Raw genomic sequence first — 16,214 nt, 5'->3', positions numbered from 1 at the left:
GATCGAGTTCACGATCGGATGCTACGGCTCGGAAGGCGAGCTCATGAGGCTACTCGAGCAGCAGCGCCGGCTCTTCGATGATCGACGCGACATCGGCGAGGAACCGCGACGCCACGTCGCCGTCGACCACGCGATGATCGAACGACGCACCGATGGTCGTGACGAAGCGCGGTCGCACCTCGCCGTCGACGACCCATGGCTTCTGCTTGATGGTGCCGAGCGCGACGATCCCGACCTCGCCCGGATTCAAGATGGGCGTGCCGGTGTCCATGCCGAACACTCCGATGTTCGTGATCGTGATCGTGCCGCCCTGCATCTCGGCGGGCTGCGTCTTGCCCTCGCGGGCGGTGAGCGTGAGTTGCTCGAGCGCGGTGGCGAGCTCCACCATCGTCATCGCCTGGGCATCTTTGACGTTCGGCACGATGAGTCCGCGGGGGGTCGCCGCTGCGATGCCGAGATTCACGTAGTGCTTGACGACGATCTCGGAGTCGGTCCATTGCGCGTTCACGGTGGGGTTGCGTCGCACCGCCCAGATCAGGGCCTTCGCCATGATGAGCAGCGGTGAGATCTTGACGCCCGCGTAGTCGGGTGACGCCTTCAGCCGCTTGAGGTACTCCATCGTGCGGCTGGCGTCGACGTCGACGAAGAGGCTGACGTGCGGCGCTTGGAACGCGCTCTGCACCATCGCGTTGGCGATCGCCTTGCGTACGCCCTTGACCGGGATGCGCTCTTCGCGTCCGGTGGGCCATTCGGGCGTCTGGATGTTTCGGAACACGCTCGCTTGGCTCGCTTCGCGAATGACGTCGTCGCGAGTGATGTCACCGATCGAACCGGTCGGCGCAACCCGTGACAGATCGACGCCGAGGTCTTTCGCGAGCTTGCGAATCGGCGGCTTGGCGATCACCGGGACCCGTGAAGCCTGGCGCGACGCCTGCGCTGCAGGCGCACCGGCAGCGGCAGCGGATGTCGCGCCTGGCATGTCTCCCGCGACCGCGGGCCGTGCCGCGGCGGGCGCGGCCGGGGGAGCGGGCAGCGGCGGGGCGAGGTGCCCGTGCGCACCGTCGGGGTTGGGGTGACGTCGACGGCGGGTCTCGAGCGGACCCGAGCTGCCGTGCCCCACGAGCACCGCACCGCTGCCCTCGGCCTGGGCCTCGGCAGCGGGTGACTGCTGCGACGTTCCCGCGGCAGATGCGAACGCGTTCGGCGCGACCGCGGCAGGTGCGGCCGCCGTGGCGGCGCCGACGGCCGGTGGAGTCGAATCGACGGCGGCATCGCCGACACCGCCCACAGCAGGGCCGGATTCGCCGCCCGACGCTTGCCCAGCGGCATCCGTCTGGATGACCAGGATCGGCGTGCCGACGTCGACAGTGTTGCCCTCTTCGACGAGCAATTCGGAGACGACGCCCTCGAAGGCGCTCGGCAGTTCGACGAGTGATTTCGCGGTTTCGATCTCGACGAAGACCTGGTCGAGCACGATGTGATCACCGGGCGCGACTCGCCACTGCACGATCTCGGCCTCGGTGAGGCCCTCGCCGACATCGGGGAGGGGGAATCGGATCTCGCTCATGCTCTTTACCCTCGCAGTCGATCTATGCCGTCGTCGTCATGTGAGTACGCCGCCGCGCGTGCCGAATCAGTACGCCAGGGCGCGGTCGACGGCTTCGAGCACGCGGTCAGGGCTTGGCAGGTACTCGGTCTCGACCGCCGCGGGCGGGAAGGGCGTGTCGAAGCCCGAGACACGCAGCACCGGCGCCTCGAGCGAGTAGAACGCCCGCTCGGCGACGGTCGCGGCGATCTCGGAACCCACCGACACGTTGCCGTACGCCTCTTGGGCGACGACCAGCCGCCCGGTGCGGTGCACCGAGTCGAGCAGGGGGCCGTAGTCGATGGGGGAGAGGGAACGCAGGTCGACGACCTCGAGGCTGCGGCCCTCTGCGGCTGCGATGTCGGCGGCCTGCAGCAGCGTCGCCACCATCGCGCCGTGGCCGACGACGGTGACGTCGGTGCCGGGCCGCATCACGCGGCTCGCGTGCAGCGGCAGGCCGGCGTGGTCGAGGTCGACGGGACCCTTCGGCCAGTAACGGGCCTTCGGCTCGAAGAACAGCACGGGATCGTCGGACTCGATGGCCTCCTGGATCATCCAGTACGCGTCATGCGGGTTCGACGGGCTCACCACTCGCAGGCCCGGGGTGTGCGCGAAGTACGCCTCGGGGCTCTCTTGGTGGTGCTCGATCGAGCCGATGTGCCCGCCGTATGGCACACGGATCACGATCGGCATCGAGACGGTGCCGCCGTGCCGCACGGTCTGGCGCGCGAGCTGCGTCGTGATCTGGTCGAACGCGGGGAAGATGAAGCCGTCGAACTGAATCTCGATGACCGGCCGGTAGCCGCGCATCGCGAGTCCGATCGCCGTGCCGACGATGGCGGATTCGGCGAGCGGGGTGTCGAGCACGCGCTTGTCGCCGAACTCGGCGGAGAGCCCTTCGGTCACACGGAAGACGCCGCCGAGCGGCCCGATGTCTTCGCCCATGAGCAGCACCTTGTCGTCGGCGCGCATCGACTCGCGGAGACCGGCGGTGATGGCCTTCGCCATCGAGAGGGTCTGCACGCCGCGCACGCCGTCGGGCGATCCGGCGCCGCCCGTCGACCCGGTCTCGCCCGTCGACCCGGTCGACTCGGCCCCGGTCGCCCGCGCAGCGTCGGTCGCGGCATCCGTCACGGGGGTCTCCTCTTCGATGCGGGCGCTCATGCTGCGCTCCCGTCTGACGATGTGTCGAACGACGTCTCGAACCGCTCGAGCCATTCGGCCTGCTCGGCCATGAGCGGGTGCGGCTCGCTGTAGACGTGCTCGAAGATCACCTCGCGGGTCGGCGCCTGCAGCTCGAGCGCACGGCGGCGCAAGTCGGTCGCGATGTCATTGGCCTCGGCATCGACGTCGTCGAAGAAGGCAGCGGATGCCCCGCGACCCTCGAGCCACGCGCGATACCTCGTGATCGGGTCTCGCGCCTCCCAGTACGCCACCTCGTCGTCACTGCGGTACTTCGAAGGGTCGTCTGCGGTGGTGTGCGCGCCCATGCGATATGTCAGGGCTTCGATGAGACTCGGGCCGACGCCCGCGCGCGCCTCTTCGAGGGACTGCCGGGTCACGGCGTAGCTCGCGAGCACGTCGTTGCCGTCGACGCGAACGCCCGGCATGCCGAACCCGCCACCGCGCAGCGACAGGGGGCTGCGCGATTGCCGCGAGACCGGCACCGAGATCGCCCACTGATTGTTCTGGATGAAGAAGACCTGCGGCGTCTGGTAGCTCGAGGCGAAGACCAGTGCCTCGCTCGCGTCGCCCTGCGAGCTGGCGCCGTCGCCGTAGTACACGAGCACCGCGGCATCCGTCTCGGAGTCGCCCGTCGCTGTGGCGCCGTCGAACTGGAGGCCCATCGCGTACCCGGTCGCGTGCAGCGTCTGGGAGGCGAGCACGAGCGTGTAGAGGTGGAAGTTGCCGTTCTCCTCGGGGTTCCAGCCGCCGAGGGTCGCGCCGCGGAAGAGGGCGAGGATGCTCACAGGGTCGAGCCCGCGGATGATGCCGACGATGTGCTCGCGGTACGACGGGAAGAGGTGGTCTTGCGGGCGCGCTGCATGCGCGGATCCGACCTGCGCGGCCTCCTGCCCGTGACTCGGGGCCCAGAGTGCGAGCTGGCCCTGCCGCTGCAGGTTCGCACCCGCGACGTCGATGCGGCGGGAGACCGCCATATCGCGGTAGAAGCGCTCGAGCTGGGCGTCGCTCAACGCCTCGACGAGCGGCAGGTACGCCTCGGCTTCGGGGGTGGGGCGGAGTACGCCTTCGGGGGTCAGGAGCTGGACCGTCGGCGCGGTGAACTCTCTTTCGCGGGCTGCCACCGTTCCACGCTACCCGCTACCCGGGAAGCCCTTCTTGTGAAGCAGGTACAAGCTCGCCGCAAATCGTGAGGAGGATATCGACAGACTCCTCTTCACCGATCGACACTCGGATGCCCTCGGCTGCGAACGCGCGCGCCACGAGCCCGGCCTCGAAGAGACGGTCGGCGACGGCTGCAGTCGCATCACCGGTCGGGAGCCAGATGAAGTTGCCCTGCGCCTGCGGCACCGGCCAGCCCTGCTGCACGAGCGCCGTGCGCACACGGCTGCGCCGCTCGGCGATCGCGGCGACGCGCCCCCGCAGTTCGGTCTCGGCTTCGGGTTCGAGCGAGGCGAGGGCAGCGGATGCCGCGGCAGCCGTGACCCCGAGGGGGATCGCGGTCGCACGAGCCGCGTCGAGCAGCTCCACCGGCCCGACGGCATAGCCGACGCGGAGGCCGGCGAGCCCGTAGGCCTTGGAGAAGGTGCGCAGCACGACGAGGTTGGGGTAGCGGCCGATGAGGGTACGGCCGTCGACGGATGCGCGGGCCTGCACGAACTCGATGTAGGCCTCGTCGAGCAGCACGAGCCGGTCGGCCGGCACCTTCGCCATGAACGCCTCGAACTCGGTCGCGGTCACGATGACGCCCGTGGGGTTGTTGGGGGAGCAGATGATGACGACCCGGGTGCGCTCGGTGATCGCTTCGGCCATGGCGTCGAGGTCGTGACCGTGGTCGGCGCGATTGGGCACGGTCACGCTCGTGGCACCGGCGACGGTGACGAGTCCGGGGTAGGCCTCGAACGAACGCCACGAGTAGACGACTTCGTCGCCGGGAGCCGCGGCCGCGAGGATGAACTGTGCGAGGAGCGCGACGGACCCTGCACCGACGAGCACCTCGTCGGCGGTGACGCCGAATCGTTCGGCGAGCTGCTCCCGAAGGGCCAGTGCCGTGGCATCCGGATACCGGTTGATCTGCTGCGCCGACGTCGCGACGACGTCGACGACCGACGGCAGCGGATCGAACGGGTTCTCGTTGCTCGAGAGCTTGAACCCGTCGGCCGGCGCCGGGCGCCCCTGACGGTAAGGGGGAAGGGCGGCGATCTCGGGGCGCAAGCGAACGCGCGCCCCCGTGGGCTCCGGTGCGGTCACGAATTCCACCGTACCCCTTCGCCCGTCCGGGGCCCGTCTGACAGAGTGGACCCATGCGGTTCATCGTCAAGGTCATCGTCATCGCGTTCGCCCTCTGGCTCACGACGCTCATCGTCGCGGGCGTCAAGGTGGTGCCCTACGAAGACACCACCCTCGCCACCGTGCTCACCTACCTCCTCGTTGCGCTCATCTTCGGGCTGGTGAACGCGATCATCGGCAACTTCATCAGAATCGTCGCGTTCCCCCTCTATGTGTTGACGCTCGGCCTCATCTCGTTCATCGTCAACGGGCTGCTGCTGCTGCTCGTCGACTGGATCAGCGGCCTCATGGGCTTCGGCCTCGCGGTCGAGGGCTTCTGGTGGGGCGTGCTCGGCGCGCTCGTGCTGGGGCTCATCAGCTGGCTCATCGGTCTCGTGGTGCGTCCGACGGCGCAGAGCTGACGCGTATCCCGATCCATCGGGTCATCTCGCCGCCACGACCGCCGGTGAAGTCGGCGACCTGTTCGCGGAACGCCACGAGTCGCTCCTCTTCTGATGCGTCGATGAGCTCGGCGGTTCGCCGGTAGCGCGAGGGATCGTGCGCCGGCACCGAGTCTTCGTACTCGACACCGGCCTCGAACACGCTCCGGGAGACGGTGAGACGCTCAGGTGACGGATGCCCCCAGCCGCCGGTCGCCGGCACGAGGTCTTCTTCGTGCTCGATCGAGAGCAGAGGCACCCCGTCACGCAACTCGGCCGAGGCGACCGGGCTGCCGACGGTCACCGCCGCGACCACGTTCAGCTCGGGGTCGCCGGCGAGCGCGGCGACGACGACGCCGCCCCCCGAGTAGCCGACCGGCAACAGCGGATCGCCGGGTTTGGCCCCGGCCTCCTCGAGCGCGAGGCGCACCGCGCGTTCGGCCGCGCCCGAGTCCGCGCCGGTGGGCCGCAGCACGTCGAGGGGCGTGTCATCGGCGATGCCGTGGAGGTTGCTGGTCATGTCGTGGGTCTCGACGCCCGCGGTGATGGTCAGGTCGACCGTTCCGCCGATGTAGACGACCCACCGAGGGTCATCGACCTCGCCGTAGCGCTCCACACGGATCTGCGCGCCTGAGTCGGTCGCGGGAACACGTTCGACCAAGTCGCCGATGCCGCCCGGCGCGGTCACCGGGCCCTCGGGGGGATGGGCGGCGCTGCGTGCGTCGCGCGGCGCGACGCTCTGGTCGGCGCGGCCGTCGGCGAGCGGTCGCATCACCCGAACCGCCCGGTCGACGAGCACTCGACTCCCGGTGCCGAGGCCGACGAGTCCCGTAACGCCGAGTATCACCGAGGCGTTCTCGGGTGCGCCGATCGCGGAGCCGCCGAGCAGGGACAACCCGGGCGGCAGCGGCAGGAACCCGCCGACGAACTCGTCTGCCGAGTCGAAGGCGGTGCGCACGGCGCGCACGAACAACGGGTCGGAGAAGACCTGTTTCTGGTCGTCGAGCCAATCGTGGAGCGGAGTACGCCAGCCCAGTGCACGCGCTCCGAACTCTGCTCCGGCGGCGATGGCGAGACCCGGAACGATCGCGTACGCGGCGACGCCCGCGAACCAGGCCACGTGTGCGCCGCCGAGGCGCCACATGGCGTCGACCATGCGTTCGGTCGAGCCGTACCGTTCGGCGCTCTCGACGAGTGACTCCCTCAGGTCGCCTGCGATCTCTCGTGACTCCCGCAGCCGGTGCTTCGCCAGTGCGGTTCCCCCAGCTGGCGAGCTCGGATCGCCGCCCGCCGAAGGTTCGCCGAGGTCCAGCCCACCGAGTCCGATACTGATCACTCGGGCTCGCTCGTACCAGTCTTCAAGCGTCGCCTCGGCGCCCCCGAGGCGAGAAGCGTCGGCGAAGAGTTCATCGGTGGCGACGGCCGTCGAACCGCCGCCGCTGATGGTCAGCGAGTCGTCCACGACGGCTCCGTGTTCGTCACCGGCGTGCTCGGTGCGCCAATCGAGGCGCGCTGCACCTCGAGCTGCGCCTCCATGCGATGGATGCGGTCGGTGAGCCCCGCTTCGGCGACGACGAGAGCCTCTTGAGCACCGAAGACCCACCCGCGCAAATACTCGAGGCGATCGGCGTAGCCGCCGGCCGCCGCAGATCGCCAGGCCCCGGTCGACGGTGGCACGAGTCGACGGACGGACTCGTTCACCTCGGCCAACAGCGATCGGAGCATTCGCAAGTGAGCCCTGGCATCTTCGATGCGCTCTGCGGTGAGCGCGCTGCCCATCACAGCAAGCGGGTATGGATCGGAATCGAGCATGGAAGGAGTCTTGCGGGGCAGAAGTTCCTCGGCGGCCGAGACCGCCCTCCTGTGTACGGCCGACGGCTCGGCACGACTGTGGAGGACCGGTCGCGCGTCAGCCTTCGAGCAGCACCTGCTCGAGCGTGTGCACGCCGACGCGGCCGAGGCGACCCCCGGTACCGATCGTGTCGACGATCGCACTGCCGAGCACGAGTGCCCACCCTCGGGCACGATCCCACATCGCGGCATCCGTCTCGCGACGCCGGTCGACCTCGGCACGGAAGACCGCCCGCGCTGGGGCGTCGAACGTGAGCCACGCCGTCGCGAGGTCGGTGGCGGGGTCGCCGGCGCACACGTCGCCGAAGTCGACGACGGCTTCGAGATCGCCGGATGCCCCGAGCACGAGGTTCGCCGGGTGCAGGTCGCCGTGCAGCCACACGGGTGGACCAGGCCATTCGGGCGCGGCGAGCGCGCGTTCCCATACTGCGCGCAGCTCCTCGCCGCCCCGGAGCCCTCCGGGCCCTCCGAGCCCTCGCTCGAACCGGTCGCGGATCGCCGCGTCGCGACCGGCGAGGGGCACGCCGCGATACTCGTTCACCGGGGCATCGGTCGGCGCGGGCACGCCGAGCTCGGCGACGAATGCCGCGAGCCCCGGCGCCGTCGCCGAGCGCTCCGCCGGCGCGACGTCGGCGGCGCTGGCGCCGTCGAACCAGGGCAGGATGCTCCATGAGAAATCGAACCCGAGCTCGGGCGCGGGCCGTCCGACCCGCACCGGGGCGGACACCGGCACGGTGACTCGGCGGGCGATCTCGGGCAGCCAGCGTTGCTCGTGCAGCACGAGCCCGGCCGCCACCTCGCGGCGCGGCAGTCGCACGACGTACCGATCGCCGAGACGGAACATCACGTTGTCCCAGCCGTTGGCGATGCGCACGATGGGGCCTGAGAGGTCGGGATGCTGCGCCGCCACGAGCGTCGCGGCGAGCGTGTCGTCGACGAGGATGTCGGGCTCCGGGGCATCCGCCATCGTCGTCGCCCCTCTGTCTGCGCGCATCGCTCGACCGCCCAGCGTATCGCTGTCGAATTGGCTGGTGTGCATCGGCCCGATCTCGACCACAATGGAACCCATGACGCGAGCGGATCCCGTGGGGGACGCCGCGCAGCCCTTCCGAGTTTCCTTCGTGTGCACGGGCAACATCTGCCGTTCACCGATGGCAGAGGTCGTGTTGCGCGCGCACGCCGAGCATGCCGGACTCGCCGGCCGGCTCGCGATCGAGTCGGCCGCCACCGGAGACTGGCACGTCGGCGAGCCCGCCGACCAGCGCACGATCGACGCGCTCGCTCGTGCGGGCTACGACGGCGCGCATCACCGAGCCCGTCAGTTCGACGCGGCGGACTTCCCGCGGCTCGATCTCGTCGTCGCGTTCGATCGCGGCCAGTCGCGCATCCTCCGCAACTGGGCGCAGACCTCCTTGGACCAGGACAAGGTGCGGCTGCTGCTCGAGTTCGAGCCCGAGGCGACGGCGCTGCATGACGTGCCCGACCCCTACTACTCCGACGCGGTGATGTTCGATCGAGTACTTGAGATGATTGAACGGTCGACGTCGGCCCTCTTCCGGCAACTCGCACCCGCACTCAGACAAGGAATTCGATGACTTCGCTGCCTCCCCAGCCGCTCAGCCCCCTCGACGGCCGGTACCGCTCGGCGGTCGGCGAGCTCGGCGAACACCTCTCAGAGGCCGGCCTCAACCGGGCGCGCGTGCTCGTCGAGGTCGAGTGGCTGATCGCCCAGACCGACCGACGATTCTTCGGCTCCTCGCCGCTCACCGACGCACAGCGACTGCAGCTGCGCTCGGTTGTCACCGACTTCGGCCAGCCCGACATCGACGAGCTCGCGGGCCTCGAGGCCACGACCCGGCATGACGTCAAGGCCGTGGAGTACTACGTGCGACGCCGACTCAGCGACCTCGGGCTCGATGCGATCTCGGAGCTCACGCACTTCGCGTGCACGAGTGAAGACATCAACAACCTCTCCTATGCGATCACCGTGCGCGACGCCGTGCGCGAGGTGTGGCTGCCGAAGTACCGCGCCGTGATCGAGACTCTCGAGGCGCTCGCCCGCGAGCACCGCGACGCGTCGATGCTCTCGCGCACGCACGGCCAGCCGGCGACACCGTCGACGATGGGCAAGGAGATCGCCGTCTTCGCCTACCGCCTGCGCCGCATCGAGCGGCAGATCGAGGCGACCGAGTACCTCGGCAAGTTCTCGGGTGCGACCGGCACGTTCTCGGCGCACGTCGTCGCGGCTCCGGATGTCTCGTGGCCCGAGGTCTCGCGCGAGTTCGTCGAGTCGCTCGGCCTCACCTGGAACCCGCTCACCACCCAGATCGAGTCGCACGACTGGCAGGCCGAGCTCTATGGCAAGATCTCGCACGCGAACCGCGTGCTGCACAACCTCGCGACCGACATCTGGACCTACATCTCGCTCGGCGTCTTCCGGCAGATCCCCGCCCCCGGCGCGACCGGCTCGTCGACGATGCCGCACAAGGTCAACCCGATCCGCTTCGAGAACGCCGAGGCGAACCTCGAACTCTCCTCCGCCCTGCTGGATTCGCTCGCCGCAACTCTCGTGACCTCGCGCATGCAGCGCGATCTCACCGACTCGAGCGCCCAGCGCAACATCGGCGTCGGCTTCGGCCACTCGATGCTCGCGCTCGACAACATCCAGCGTGGGCTCGGCGAGATCGACCTCGACCTCGCGATGCTCGCCGCCGACCTCGACTCCAACTGGGAGGTGCTCGGTGAGGCGATCCAGACCGTGATCCGCGCCGAGGTCGTCGCCGGTCGTTCGACGATCGCCGACCCGTACGCGCTGCTGAAAGAGCTCACCCGCGGCAAGCGGGTCGGCGCCGCCGAACTCGCGGAGTTCGTGAACGGTCTCGAGATCGGCGATGCCGCGAAGCAGCGGTTGCTCGCGCTGACGCCGGCGACGTATACGGGCATCGCGTCGGAACTCGTCGACCGGCTCTGAGACTGCGCCCGTCATCGCCGAGTTGCACGACGATCTCGACGACACGCTGCACAGTCGCGGCGCGCTCGACCGGCCGGCGAGCGGGCTGGCGGGCGGGACTCAGTGGCCGGGTGCGGAGGGCGCGTCGGGCCCGGGCGGCGCGGCCGGCGGCTCCTCGCCGTCGATCTCGGCGGCCTCTTCGGCGTTGGGCTTGATCGCCATCGAGAGCAGCGCGAGCACCACGAGCACCACGATGAACGCGATGCCGGCGACGATGAGCGCCAAGATCAGCTCACGGGCGGTGATGAGCACGACGAGACCGGTGAAGATCGCGGCGATCGCCGCCCCGCCCACGTACTCCATGGGGCGCAGCACGTCGCGCCGACTCGGCTTGTACTCATCGGGGTTCTGGGTCACGAGGGCTGCTCCGTTCCGGGCACGTCAGGCGCGACATCCGCTGGGCTGGTCGCCCATTTCAGCGAGAACCCGCCGATCAGCAGGTACACGCCGAGGATGACGAAGTAGCCGCCGAGCAGGCCGACCGCGGTGACGGCGTCGAGCGGGAACACGAGGAAGACGATCGCGAGGATCGCGGTGAAGGCGCCGGCGGCGATCCAGTCGCGAGCGGCGAGCGTGCGGCCGCGTGCCCGCAGGCCGGCGAACAGCTCGACGAAGCCGGTGACCGCGGCCCAGACGCTCACGAGGTAGAGCAGGAACGGCAGGCCGCCCGGCACGGTCAGGGCGAGCAGGCCGGCGGCGACGGTGACCACGGCGGCGATCACGAAGAGCGAGCGGATGTCGCGCTCGATCGTGAGCCGCAGCGACAGGGCGCCCACGATGAGCCCCGACGCGATCGCCCAGGCGCCGAAGACGAGCAGACCGAACTCGGGGGAGTGGTTCTGCGAGAACGTGATGACGGCAGCGGGCACCAGCGCGAGGATGCCGCGGACGACCGGGACGACCCAGTACCGAGTGCGCTCGGGAGCGGCGGCGATGGGCACGAGACCTCTTTCACATCTGTTGGGGTACCGATCCATCCTACGCGGGAGGCGGGTTCCTGCTGACGAGCGCGGCGCCGAGCCGGTGCAGCTCGCGCCGCAGCGACTCGGGCTCCACGACTTCAAGGAATTCGGCCCAGCCGGCGAGGCCGCGGGCGAGGAGCGCGGCAGTGGGTGCGGTCACCCGCACCCGGGACCGCCCGGGGTCGAGTTGCGACTCCTCGACGGCGCGCTGCCCGAACTGCGTCTGCAGCAGCGGCACGATGCCGGAGTCGACCACGATCGTCGCGGCGGCGCTCGCGCGCTGCCGGTCGACCGCGGCGGTGACGCGCTCCCAGATCTCGGCGAGGTCGAGGCCCTCGGGCCGGCCGGCCGGTACTTCGGTGCGCACCGCCTCGAGCATTCGGTCGACGCGATAGGTGCGCTCAGCGCCGTCGACCCCGCCGAGCAGGTACCAGTGGTCCTGCTTCTGCACGAGCCCCCACGGGTCGACAGTGCGGTCGGCGGGCTCCCGATTCCACGCGGCGTAGCGGATGTTCAGTTGCACCCGATCGACGATCGCCGCTTCGAGCACCGGAAGCAGGGCGGGGCGTTCGGAGGGCGGCCGACCCCATTCGCCCGAGTCGATGACGACGGCCTCGGCGGCGGACCGCGCGTGCGTGCGAAACGTCTCGGGCAGGGCGCGCACGAGCTTGCGCAGGGCCGCCTTCGCTTCGGGGTCGACGGATGCCGCGGGCCCGACCAGCAGGAAGAGCGCACGTGCCTCGCCCGCCGACAGGCCGCTGAGGTCGGTACGGGCACCGCCGAGCAGCTGCCATCCGCCGCCGCGGCCGGCCTGCGGGTACACCGGGATGCCCGCGGTGGAGAGCGCCTCGAGGTCGCGTCGAGCGGTGGCGACCGAGACCTCGAGCTCTTCGGCGAGCTGCGCGGCGGTCACCCGACCCCGCGCCTGCAGGGTGAGGAGGACGGCCACGAGGCGATCTGCGCGCATGTTTCCATTCTCGTCGAAAAAGTAGTCAAGAGATGAGCACTTCTGCGCTCGAGACTGTACTCATCACCTCGAACATCCGCTGCACCGCACGGATGCATCACTCGAAAGGAACCGCTCATGCTCAGGGGATTCGCCACTGTCAGCTACTACGCCGCCGACCTCGAGGCGGCCGCCGCCTGGTACGCAGAAGTGCTCGGCATCGATCCCTACTACCGGGTTCCCGGCTACATCGAGTTCCGCGTCGGCGACGACGAAGACGAACTCGGCCTCATCGACGCCCGGTACCGCCCGCCCGTGCCCGAAGGCCCCGCCGGCGAGGTCATCCACTGGCACGTCGACGACCTGCAGGGCGCCTACGAGCGGCTGCTGGGCCTCGGCGGAACCTCGTACCAGGAACCGACCGAGCACGGACCCGGATTCGTCACGGCATCCGTGGTCGACCCGTTCGGCAACATCCTCGGGGTCATGTTCAACCAGCACTGGGCCGACGCGCACATTCGCCGGCCCGCGCCGGTCGAGTAGCGCCTGTCGAAGCCGCACCCGGTCTCGATACGCTCCTTCGTCGCTACTCGACCAACGAACCCGGGGCAACGCCGGTCGAGTTTCGAGACCCCGACGCCGGGGCAACGCCGGTCGAGTATCGAGACCCCGACGCCGGGGCAACGCTGGTCGAGTAGCGACCGACGAAGGAGGACGCGTATCGAGGCCCCGTACCGGTCTCGATACGCTCCTTCGTCGCTACTCGACCAACGTTCCACTACAGCGCCTTCACCGCCGCGAGCACCTTGCCGAGCGAGTCCTTCGCGTCGCCGAACAGCAGCGTCGTCTGCGGCTCGAAGAGCAGCTCGTTCTCGATACCGGCGAACCCGGGCCGCATCGAGCGCTTCAGGAACACGACCTGCCGCGCCTCCTCGACCTCGAGGATCGGCATGCCGAAGATCGGCGACCCCGGTGACGTCTTCGCCGCCGGATTCACGACGTCGTTCGCGCCCACGACGAGCGCGACATCCGCTGTCTTGAATTCAGGGTTGACCTCGCTCATCTCCTTCAGCGACTCGTAGGGCACGTTCGCCTCGGCGAGCAGCACGTTCATGTGCCCCGGCATGCGCCCGGCAACCGGATGGACCGCGAAGACGACCTCGATGCCCCGCGACTCGAGCTCGGTCTGCAGCTCGGCGACCGTGTGCTGGCCCTGCGCGACCGCGAGCCCGTAGCCGGGCACGATGATGACCTTCTGCGCGTAGGCGAGCAGCACGGCGACGTCTTCCGCGCTCGACGAGCGCACCGGGCGATCGGATGCCACGGTCGAGCCGGCCGTCGACCCGCCCTTGAACGCGCCGAACATGATGCCCGTGACGCTGCGGCCCATCGCCGAGGCCATCGCCCGGGTGAGGATCGTGCCCGAGGCGCCGACGAGCGTGCCCGCGATGATGAGCAGCACGTTGCCGAGCACGAAGCCCGACGCTGCGACCGCGAGGCCCGTGAACGCGTTCAGCAACGAGATGACGATCGGCACGTCGGCGCCGCCCACCGGCAGCACGAGCAGCACACCGGTGAGCAGGCCGAAGGCGAGCAGGACCACGGCGAGCCAGCCGGCGCCGGTGATGATGACGGCGACGGATGCCGCGATGGCCACGAGCACCGAGGCGCTCATGATGATCGGCAGCCCGGGAAAGACGATAGGCCTGGTCGTCATGAGTTCCTGCAGCTTCGCAAACGTCACGAGCGATCCGGCGAATGAGACAGCACCCACGAGCATCGTGAAGACGATCGCGAGGCGCACCCACGGGTCATCCGTGTGCGGCAGTTCGAGCAGTGCCACGAGCGCCGCGGCGCCGCCGCCGACTCCGTTGAAGAGGGCGACGAGTTGGGGCATCTGCGTCATCTGCACCCGGCGGGCGATCGGTGCGGCGATCGCCGAGCCGATCGCGATCGCCGCGAGGATCCACGGGATGTTGTCGAGCTTCATCGAGAGGAAGACCGTGACGACGGCGACGAGAGCACCAGCGGCGCCGATGAGGTTGCCGCGCCGGGCGGTCTTCGGCGAGCTGAGGCCCTTGAGGGCGAGGATGAAGCAGACCGCGGCGACCAGGTAGAGCAGCGCCGTCCAGATGGGGGAGAGGAGGCTCATCGACCCGCCCCCTTGCGGCCGCGGAACATCTCGAGCATGCGGTCGGTGACGACGAAGCCGCCCACGAGGTTCGCGGTGGCGAGCACGACGGCGACGAGCGCGAGCGCGAGGGTCCAGCCGTCGGATGCCTGGCCGGCGACGATGATCGCGCCGACGAGGATGATGCCGTGGATCGCGTTCGCGCCCGACATCAGCGGGGTGTGCAGGGTGCTCGAGACCTTCGAGACCACCTCGAAGCCCACGAACACCGAGAGCACGGTGATCGTGAGGAGGGCGATGCCGTCCATCAGCGGTGTCCTTCCTGGTCGGGTGCTTCCGTTGGTCGAGTAGCGCCCGACGAAGGCTCCTCCGTTGGTCGAGTAGCGCCCGACGAAGGAGGCCGCGTATCGAGACCCGAACCCGAACCAGGGTCTCGATACGGCGCTGGCGCGCCTCCTCGACCAACGGGATCGCCCGAGAGCAACTCGGCCGTCGGCGCATGCCGCACCTCGCCGGCGAACGTCAGGCACGCTCCCGCGACCACCTCGTCGTCGAAGTCGGGCTCCACCCGGCCGTCGTGCGTCATGAGCTCGACGAGGTTGGCGACATTCTTCGCGTAGAGCCGCGACGCATCGGCCGGCATGCTCGATGCGGCATCCTTCATGCCGACGAGCGTGACCGTGCCTTCGCCGCTCGCGGTCGGCACCGCGACATCCGTGCCCGCAACCGAACCCTCGACGTTGCCGCCTGACTCGGCCGCGAGGTCGACGACCACCGAACCGGGCCGCATGGCCGCGACCATCTCGGTCGTGACGAGCAGCGGCGCGGGGCGCCCGGGAATCGCCGCGGTCGTGATGAGCACGTCGGCCTCGGCGATGTGGGGGGCGAGCAGACGCCGCTGCGTCGCCGCCCGGTCTTCGCCGAGCTCCTTCGCGTACCCGCCGGCCGCGTCGGCGGCGGTGTCGAGATCGAGGTTGATGAACGTGCCGCCCATCGAGGCGACCTCGTCGGCCGATGCCGCGCGCACGTCGTTCGCCGAGACCCGCGCGCCGAGCCGCTTCGCCGTGCCGATCGCCTGCAGGCCGGCGACGCCGGCGCCGAGCACGACGACCTTCGCCGGCGGAATCGTGCCGGCCGCCGTCATAAAGAGCGGGAAGAACCGGGGCAGGCGCATGGCGGCCTCGAGCACGCAGCGGTACCCGGCCACGAGCGCTTGGCTCGTCAGCGCGTCCATCGACTGCGCCCGCGAGATGCGCGGCACGAGCTCGAGGGCGAAGGACTTCACCCGCGCGTCGCGCAACGCCCGAACCGTGTCGAGCTCGCTCGCCGGTGACCCCAGCCCCACCGTGATCGTGCCGCTGCGGAGGGCGGCGACGGTTTCGACGGTGAGCGGTCGCACGTGCAACAGCACGTCGATCGCGCCGAGGTCGAGCCGGTCGACGAGCTCGGCTCCCGCATCGGCATACTGCGAATCGCCGTGATCGGATGCCTCGCCGGCACCGCGCTCGATGGTGAGGGTCAGCCCGAGCCCGGCGAGTTGCCGCACCGTCTCGGGGGTGGCCGAGACCCTGCGCTCGCCCTCACGCCGCTCTTTCGGGATACCGACTCGCACGAACCCTCCTTCTGACACGGGAGTGCAGCGGTGCCGTGGGAAGGGGTCGATCGCCGTGCCCGCGGCGCTGCTGCACGTGTCGTTCAGCGTACGTGGCCGCGAGGCATCCGCTCCATGATTCCGGGGTGATTTCCCGCTCGAACTTCGCCGGTTGTTCCGTCGGGCGGAAGCGATCGGTCATTCGTGTCGAATTCGCGTCACCGGTCTCGACCCACTGGTACCCACCG

17 protein-coding genes are annotated in these 16,214 nt (G+C 69.7%); 4 read left to right on the top strand and 13 right to left on the bottom strand.

The window, feature by feature from the left end; all coding sequences use genetic code 11:
- Window positions 1-49: 49 nt before the first annotated feature.
- The 4 genes from AC1C2R_RS08725 to AC1C2R_RS08710 all read right to left on the bottom strand — a co-directional run bounded on the left by AC1C2R_RS08725 (window position 50) and on the right by AC1C2R_RS08710 (window position 5,017).
- Complete coding sequence (locus AC1C2R_RS08725; RefSeq protein WP_495379667.1) at window positions 50-1,567, bottom strand: dihydrolipoamide acetyltransferase family protein; 1,518 nt, start codon at window positions 1,565-1,567, stop codon at window positions 50-52.
- Between the two features lie 66 nt (window positions 1,568-1,633).
- Window positions 1,634-2,593 (bottom strand): alpha-ketoacid dehydrogenase subunit beta, encoded by a 960-nt coding sequence (locus tag AC1C2R_RS08720; protein WP_495353222.1) that lies wholly within the window; start codon window positions 2,591-2,593, stop codon window positions 1,634-1,636.
- A gap of 152 nt (window positions 2,594-2,745) precedes the next feature.
- The gene (locus tag AC1C2R_RS08715) at window positions 2,746-3,891 is read right to left on the bottom strand and encodes a thiamine pyrophosphate-dependent dehydrogenase E1 component subunit alpha (RefSeq protein ID WP_495379666.1); all 1,146 of its coding nucleotides are present in this window, start codon (window positions 3,889-3,891) and stop codon (window positions 2,746-2,748) included.
- A 16-nt stretch (window positions 3,892-3,907) separates the two neighbouring features.
- Window positions 3,908-5,017 (bottom strand): histidinol-phosphate transaminase, encoded by a 1,110-nt coding sequence (locus AC1C2R_RS08710; RefSeq protein WP_495379665.1) that lies wholly within the window; start codon window positions 5,015-5,017, stop codon window positions 3,908-3,910.
- A gap of 53 nt (window positions 5,018-5,070) precedes the next feature.
- On the opposite strand from AC1C2R_RS08710, the gene AC1C2R_RS08705 reads away from it, so the two are divergent.
- Window positions 5,071-5,457, top strand: a complete 387-nt coding sequence (locus AC1C2R_RS08705) for a phage holin family protein (protein ID WP_495352081.1) — start codon at window positions 5,071-5,073, stop codon at window positions 5,455-5,457.
- On the opposite strand, the gene AC1C2R_RS08700 is transcribed toward AC1C2R_RS08705, so the two are convergent.
- The 3 genes from AC1C2R_RS08700 to AC1C2R_RS08690 all read right to left on the bottom strand — a co-directional run bounded on the left by AC1C2R_RS08700 (window position 5,420) and on the right by AC1C2R_RS08690 (window position 8,395).
- Complete coding sequence (locus AC1C2R_RS08700) at window positions 5,420-6,937, bottom strand: hypothetical protein (RefSeq protein WP_495379664.1); 1,518 nt, start codon at window positions 6,935-6,937, stop codon at window positions 5,420-5,422. The genes AC1C2R_RS08705 and AC1C2R_RS08700 overlap by 38 nt on opposite strands.
- On the bottom strand, window positions 6,922-7,287 hold the full coding sequence (locus tag AC1C2R_RS08695; RefSeq protein ID WP_495379663.1) for a hypothetical protein: 366 nt from the start codon (window positions 7,285-7,287) through the stop codon (window positions 6,922-6,924). Before AC1C2R_RS08695 ends, AC1C2R_RS08700 begins: the two co-directional genes overlap by 16 nt.
- Window positions 7,288-7,384: 97 nt before the next feature.
- On the bottom strand, window positions 7,385-8,395 hold the full coding sequence (locus AC1C2R_RS08690; protein WP_495379662.1) for an aminoglycoside phosphotransferase family protein: 1,011 nt from the start codon (window positions 8,393-8,395) through the stop codon (window positions 7,385-7,387).
- Between AC1C2R_RS08690 and AC1C2R_RS08685 the strand changes: the two genes are divergently transcribed.
- Window positions 8,394-8,921: a low molecular weight protein-tyrosine-phosphatase gene (locus AC1C2R_RS08685; RefSeq protein WP_495352078.1), complete on the top strand. Its 528-nt coding sequence runs from the start codon at window positions 8,394-8,396 to the stop codon at window positions 8,919-8,921. The two genes, AC1C2R_RS08690 and AC1C2R_RS08685, sit on opposite strands and share 2 nt — an antisense overlap.
- A complete protein-coding gene (purB, locus tag AC1C2R_RS08680; RefSeq protein WP_495352077.1) occupies window positions 8,918-10,297 on the top strand; it encodes an adenylosuccinate lyase in 1,380 nt (459 codons plus the stop codon). Before AC1C2R_RS08685 ends, purB begins: the two co-directional genes overlap by 4 nt.
- Window positions 10,298-10,396: 99 nt before the next feature.
- Here purB and AC1C2R_RS08675 read toward each other — a convergent pair whose 3' ends face one another.
- Genes AC1C2R_RS08675 through AC1C2R_RS08665 form a run of 3 tightly spaced genes read right to left on the bottom strand, consistent with a single transcriptional unit; the run spans window position 10,397 to window position 12,265 of the window.
- Window positions 10,397-10,693, bottom strand: a complete 297-nt coding sequence (locus AC1C2R_RS08675) for a hypothetical protein (RefSeq protein WP_495352076.1) — start codon at window positions 10,691-10,693, stop codon at window positions 10,397-10,399.
- Window positions 10,690-11,277: a DUF308 domain-containing protein gene (locus tag AC1C2R_RS08670; protein WP_495379661.1), complete on the bottom strand. Its 588-nt coding sequence runs from the start codon at window positions 11,275-11,277 to the stop codon at window positions 10,690-10,692. The genes AC1C2R_RS08675 and AC1C2R_RS08670 overlap by 4 nt, the downstream gene beginning before the upstream one ends.
- A 37-nt stretch (window positions 11,278-11,314) precedes the next feature.
- Window positions 11,315-12,265, bottom strand: a complete 951-nt coding sequence (locus AC1C2R_RS08665; RefSeq protein WP_495379660.1) for a helix-turn-helix transcriptional regulator — start codon at window positions 12,263-12,265, stop codon at window positions 11,315-11,317.
- Window positions 12,266-12,382: 117 nt separating this feature from the next.
- Here AC1C2R_RS08665 and AC1C2R_RS08660 point away from each other — a divergent pair, with 117 nt between their 5' ends.
- Window positions 12,383-12,787, top strand: a complete 405-nt coding sequence (locus tag AC1C2R_RS08660; protein WP_495352073.1) for a VOC family protein — start codon at window positions 12,383-12,385, stop codon at window positions 12,785-12,787.
- Window positions 12,788-13,022: 235 nt separating this feature from the next.
- On the opposite strand, the gene AC1C2R_RS08655 is transcribed toward AC1C2R_RS08660, so the two are convergent.
- The 3 genes from AC1C2R_RS08655 to AC1C2R_RS08645 are packed head-to-tail and all read right to left on the bottom strand — an operon-like array spanning window position 13,023 to window position 15,987.
- Window positions 13,023-14,396, bottom strand: a complete 1,374-nt coding sequence (locus AC1C2R_RS08655; protein WP_495379659.1) for an NAD(P)(+) transhydrogenase (Re/Si-specific) subunit beta — start codon at window positions 14,394-14,396, stop codon at window positions 13,023-13,025.
- Window positions 14,393-14,683: an NAD(P) transhydrogenase subunit alpha part 2 gene (locus tag AC1C2R_RS08650; protein WP_495379658.1), complete on the bottom strand. Its 291-nt coding sequence runs from the start codon at window positions 14,681-14,683 to the stop codon at window positions 14,393-14,395. Before AC1C2R_RS08650 ends, AC1C2R_RS08655 begins: the two co-directional genes overlap by 4 nt.
- Complete coding sequence (locus AC1C2R_RS08645; protein WP_495379657.1) at window positions 14,683-15,987, bottom strand: Re/Si-specific NAD(P)(+) transhydrogenase subunit alpha; 1,305 nt, start codon at window positions 15,985-15,987, stop codon at window positions 14,683-14,685. The genes AC1C2R_RS08650 and AC1C2R_RS08645 overlap by 1 nt, the downstream gene beginning before the upstream one ends.
- Window positions 15,988-16,214: the final 227 nt, after the last annotated feature.

The organism is Agromyces sp. Y182, from assembly GCF_059445385.1.
The sequence above is the reverse complement of the archived record's forward strand: the minus strand, read 5'-3'. Positions and strand labels throughout refer to the sequence as shown.

Bases quoted from the DNA above. Each gene is read 5' to 3' on its own strand.
- AC1C2R_RS08665 (WP_495379660.1), bottom strand. From the start codon at position 12,265: ATGCGCGCAGATCGCCTCGTGGCCGTCCTCCTCACCCTGCAGGCGCGG.
- AC1C2R_RS08685 (WP_495352078.1), top strand. From the start codon at position 8,394: ATGACGCGAGCGGATCCCGTGGGGGACGCCGCGCAGCCCTTCCGAGTT.
- AC1C2R_RS08725 (WP_495379667.1), bottom strand. From the start codon at position 1,567: ATGAGCGAGATCCGATTCCCCCTCCCCGATGTCGGCGAGGGCCTCACC.
- AC1C2R_RS08655 (WP_495379659.1), bottom strand. From the start codon at position 14,396: ATGAGCCTCCTCTCCCCCATCTGGACGGCGCTGCTCTACCTGGTCGCC.
- AC1C2R_RS08705 (WP_495352081.1), top strand. From the start codon at position 5,071: ATGCGGTTCATCGTCAAGGTCATCGTCATCGCGTTCGCCCTCTGGCTC.
- AC1C2R_RS08695 (WP_495379663.1), bottom strand. From the start codon at position 7,287: ATGCTCGATTCCGATCCATACCCGCTTGCTGTGATGGGCAGCGCGCTC.
- AC1C2R_RS08650 (WP_495379658.1), bottom strand. From the start codon at position 14,683: ATGGACGGCATCGCCCTCCTCACGATCACCGTGCTCTCGGTGTTCGTG.
- AC1C2R_RS08720 (WP_495353222.1), bottom strand. From the start codon at position 2,593: ATGGCGAAGGCCATCACCGCCGGTCTCCGCGAGTCGATGCGCGCCGAC.
- AC1C2R_RS08690 (WP_495379662.1), bottom strand. From the start codon at position 8,395: ATGGGTTCCATTGTGGTCGAGATCGGGCCGATGCACACCAGCCAATTC.
- purB (WP_495352077.1), top strand. From the start codon at position 8,918: ATGACTTCGCTGCCTCCCCAGCCGCTCAGCCCCCTCGACGGCCGGTAC.
- AC1C2R_RS08660 (WP_495352073.1), top strand. From the start codon at position 12,383: ATGCTCAGGGGATTCGCCACTGTCAGCTACTACGCCGCCGACCTCGAG.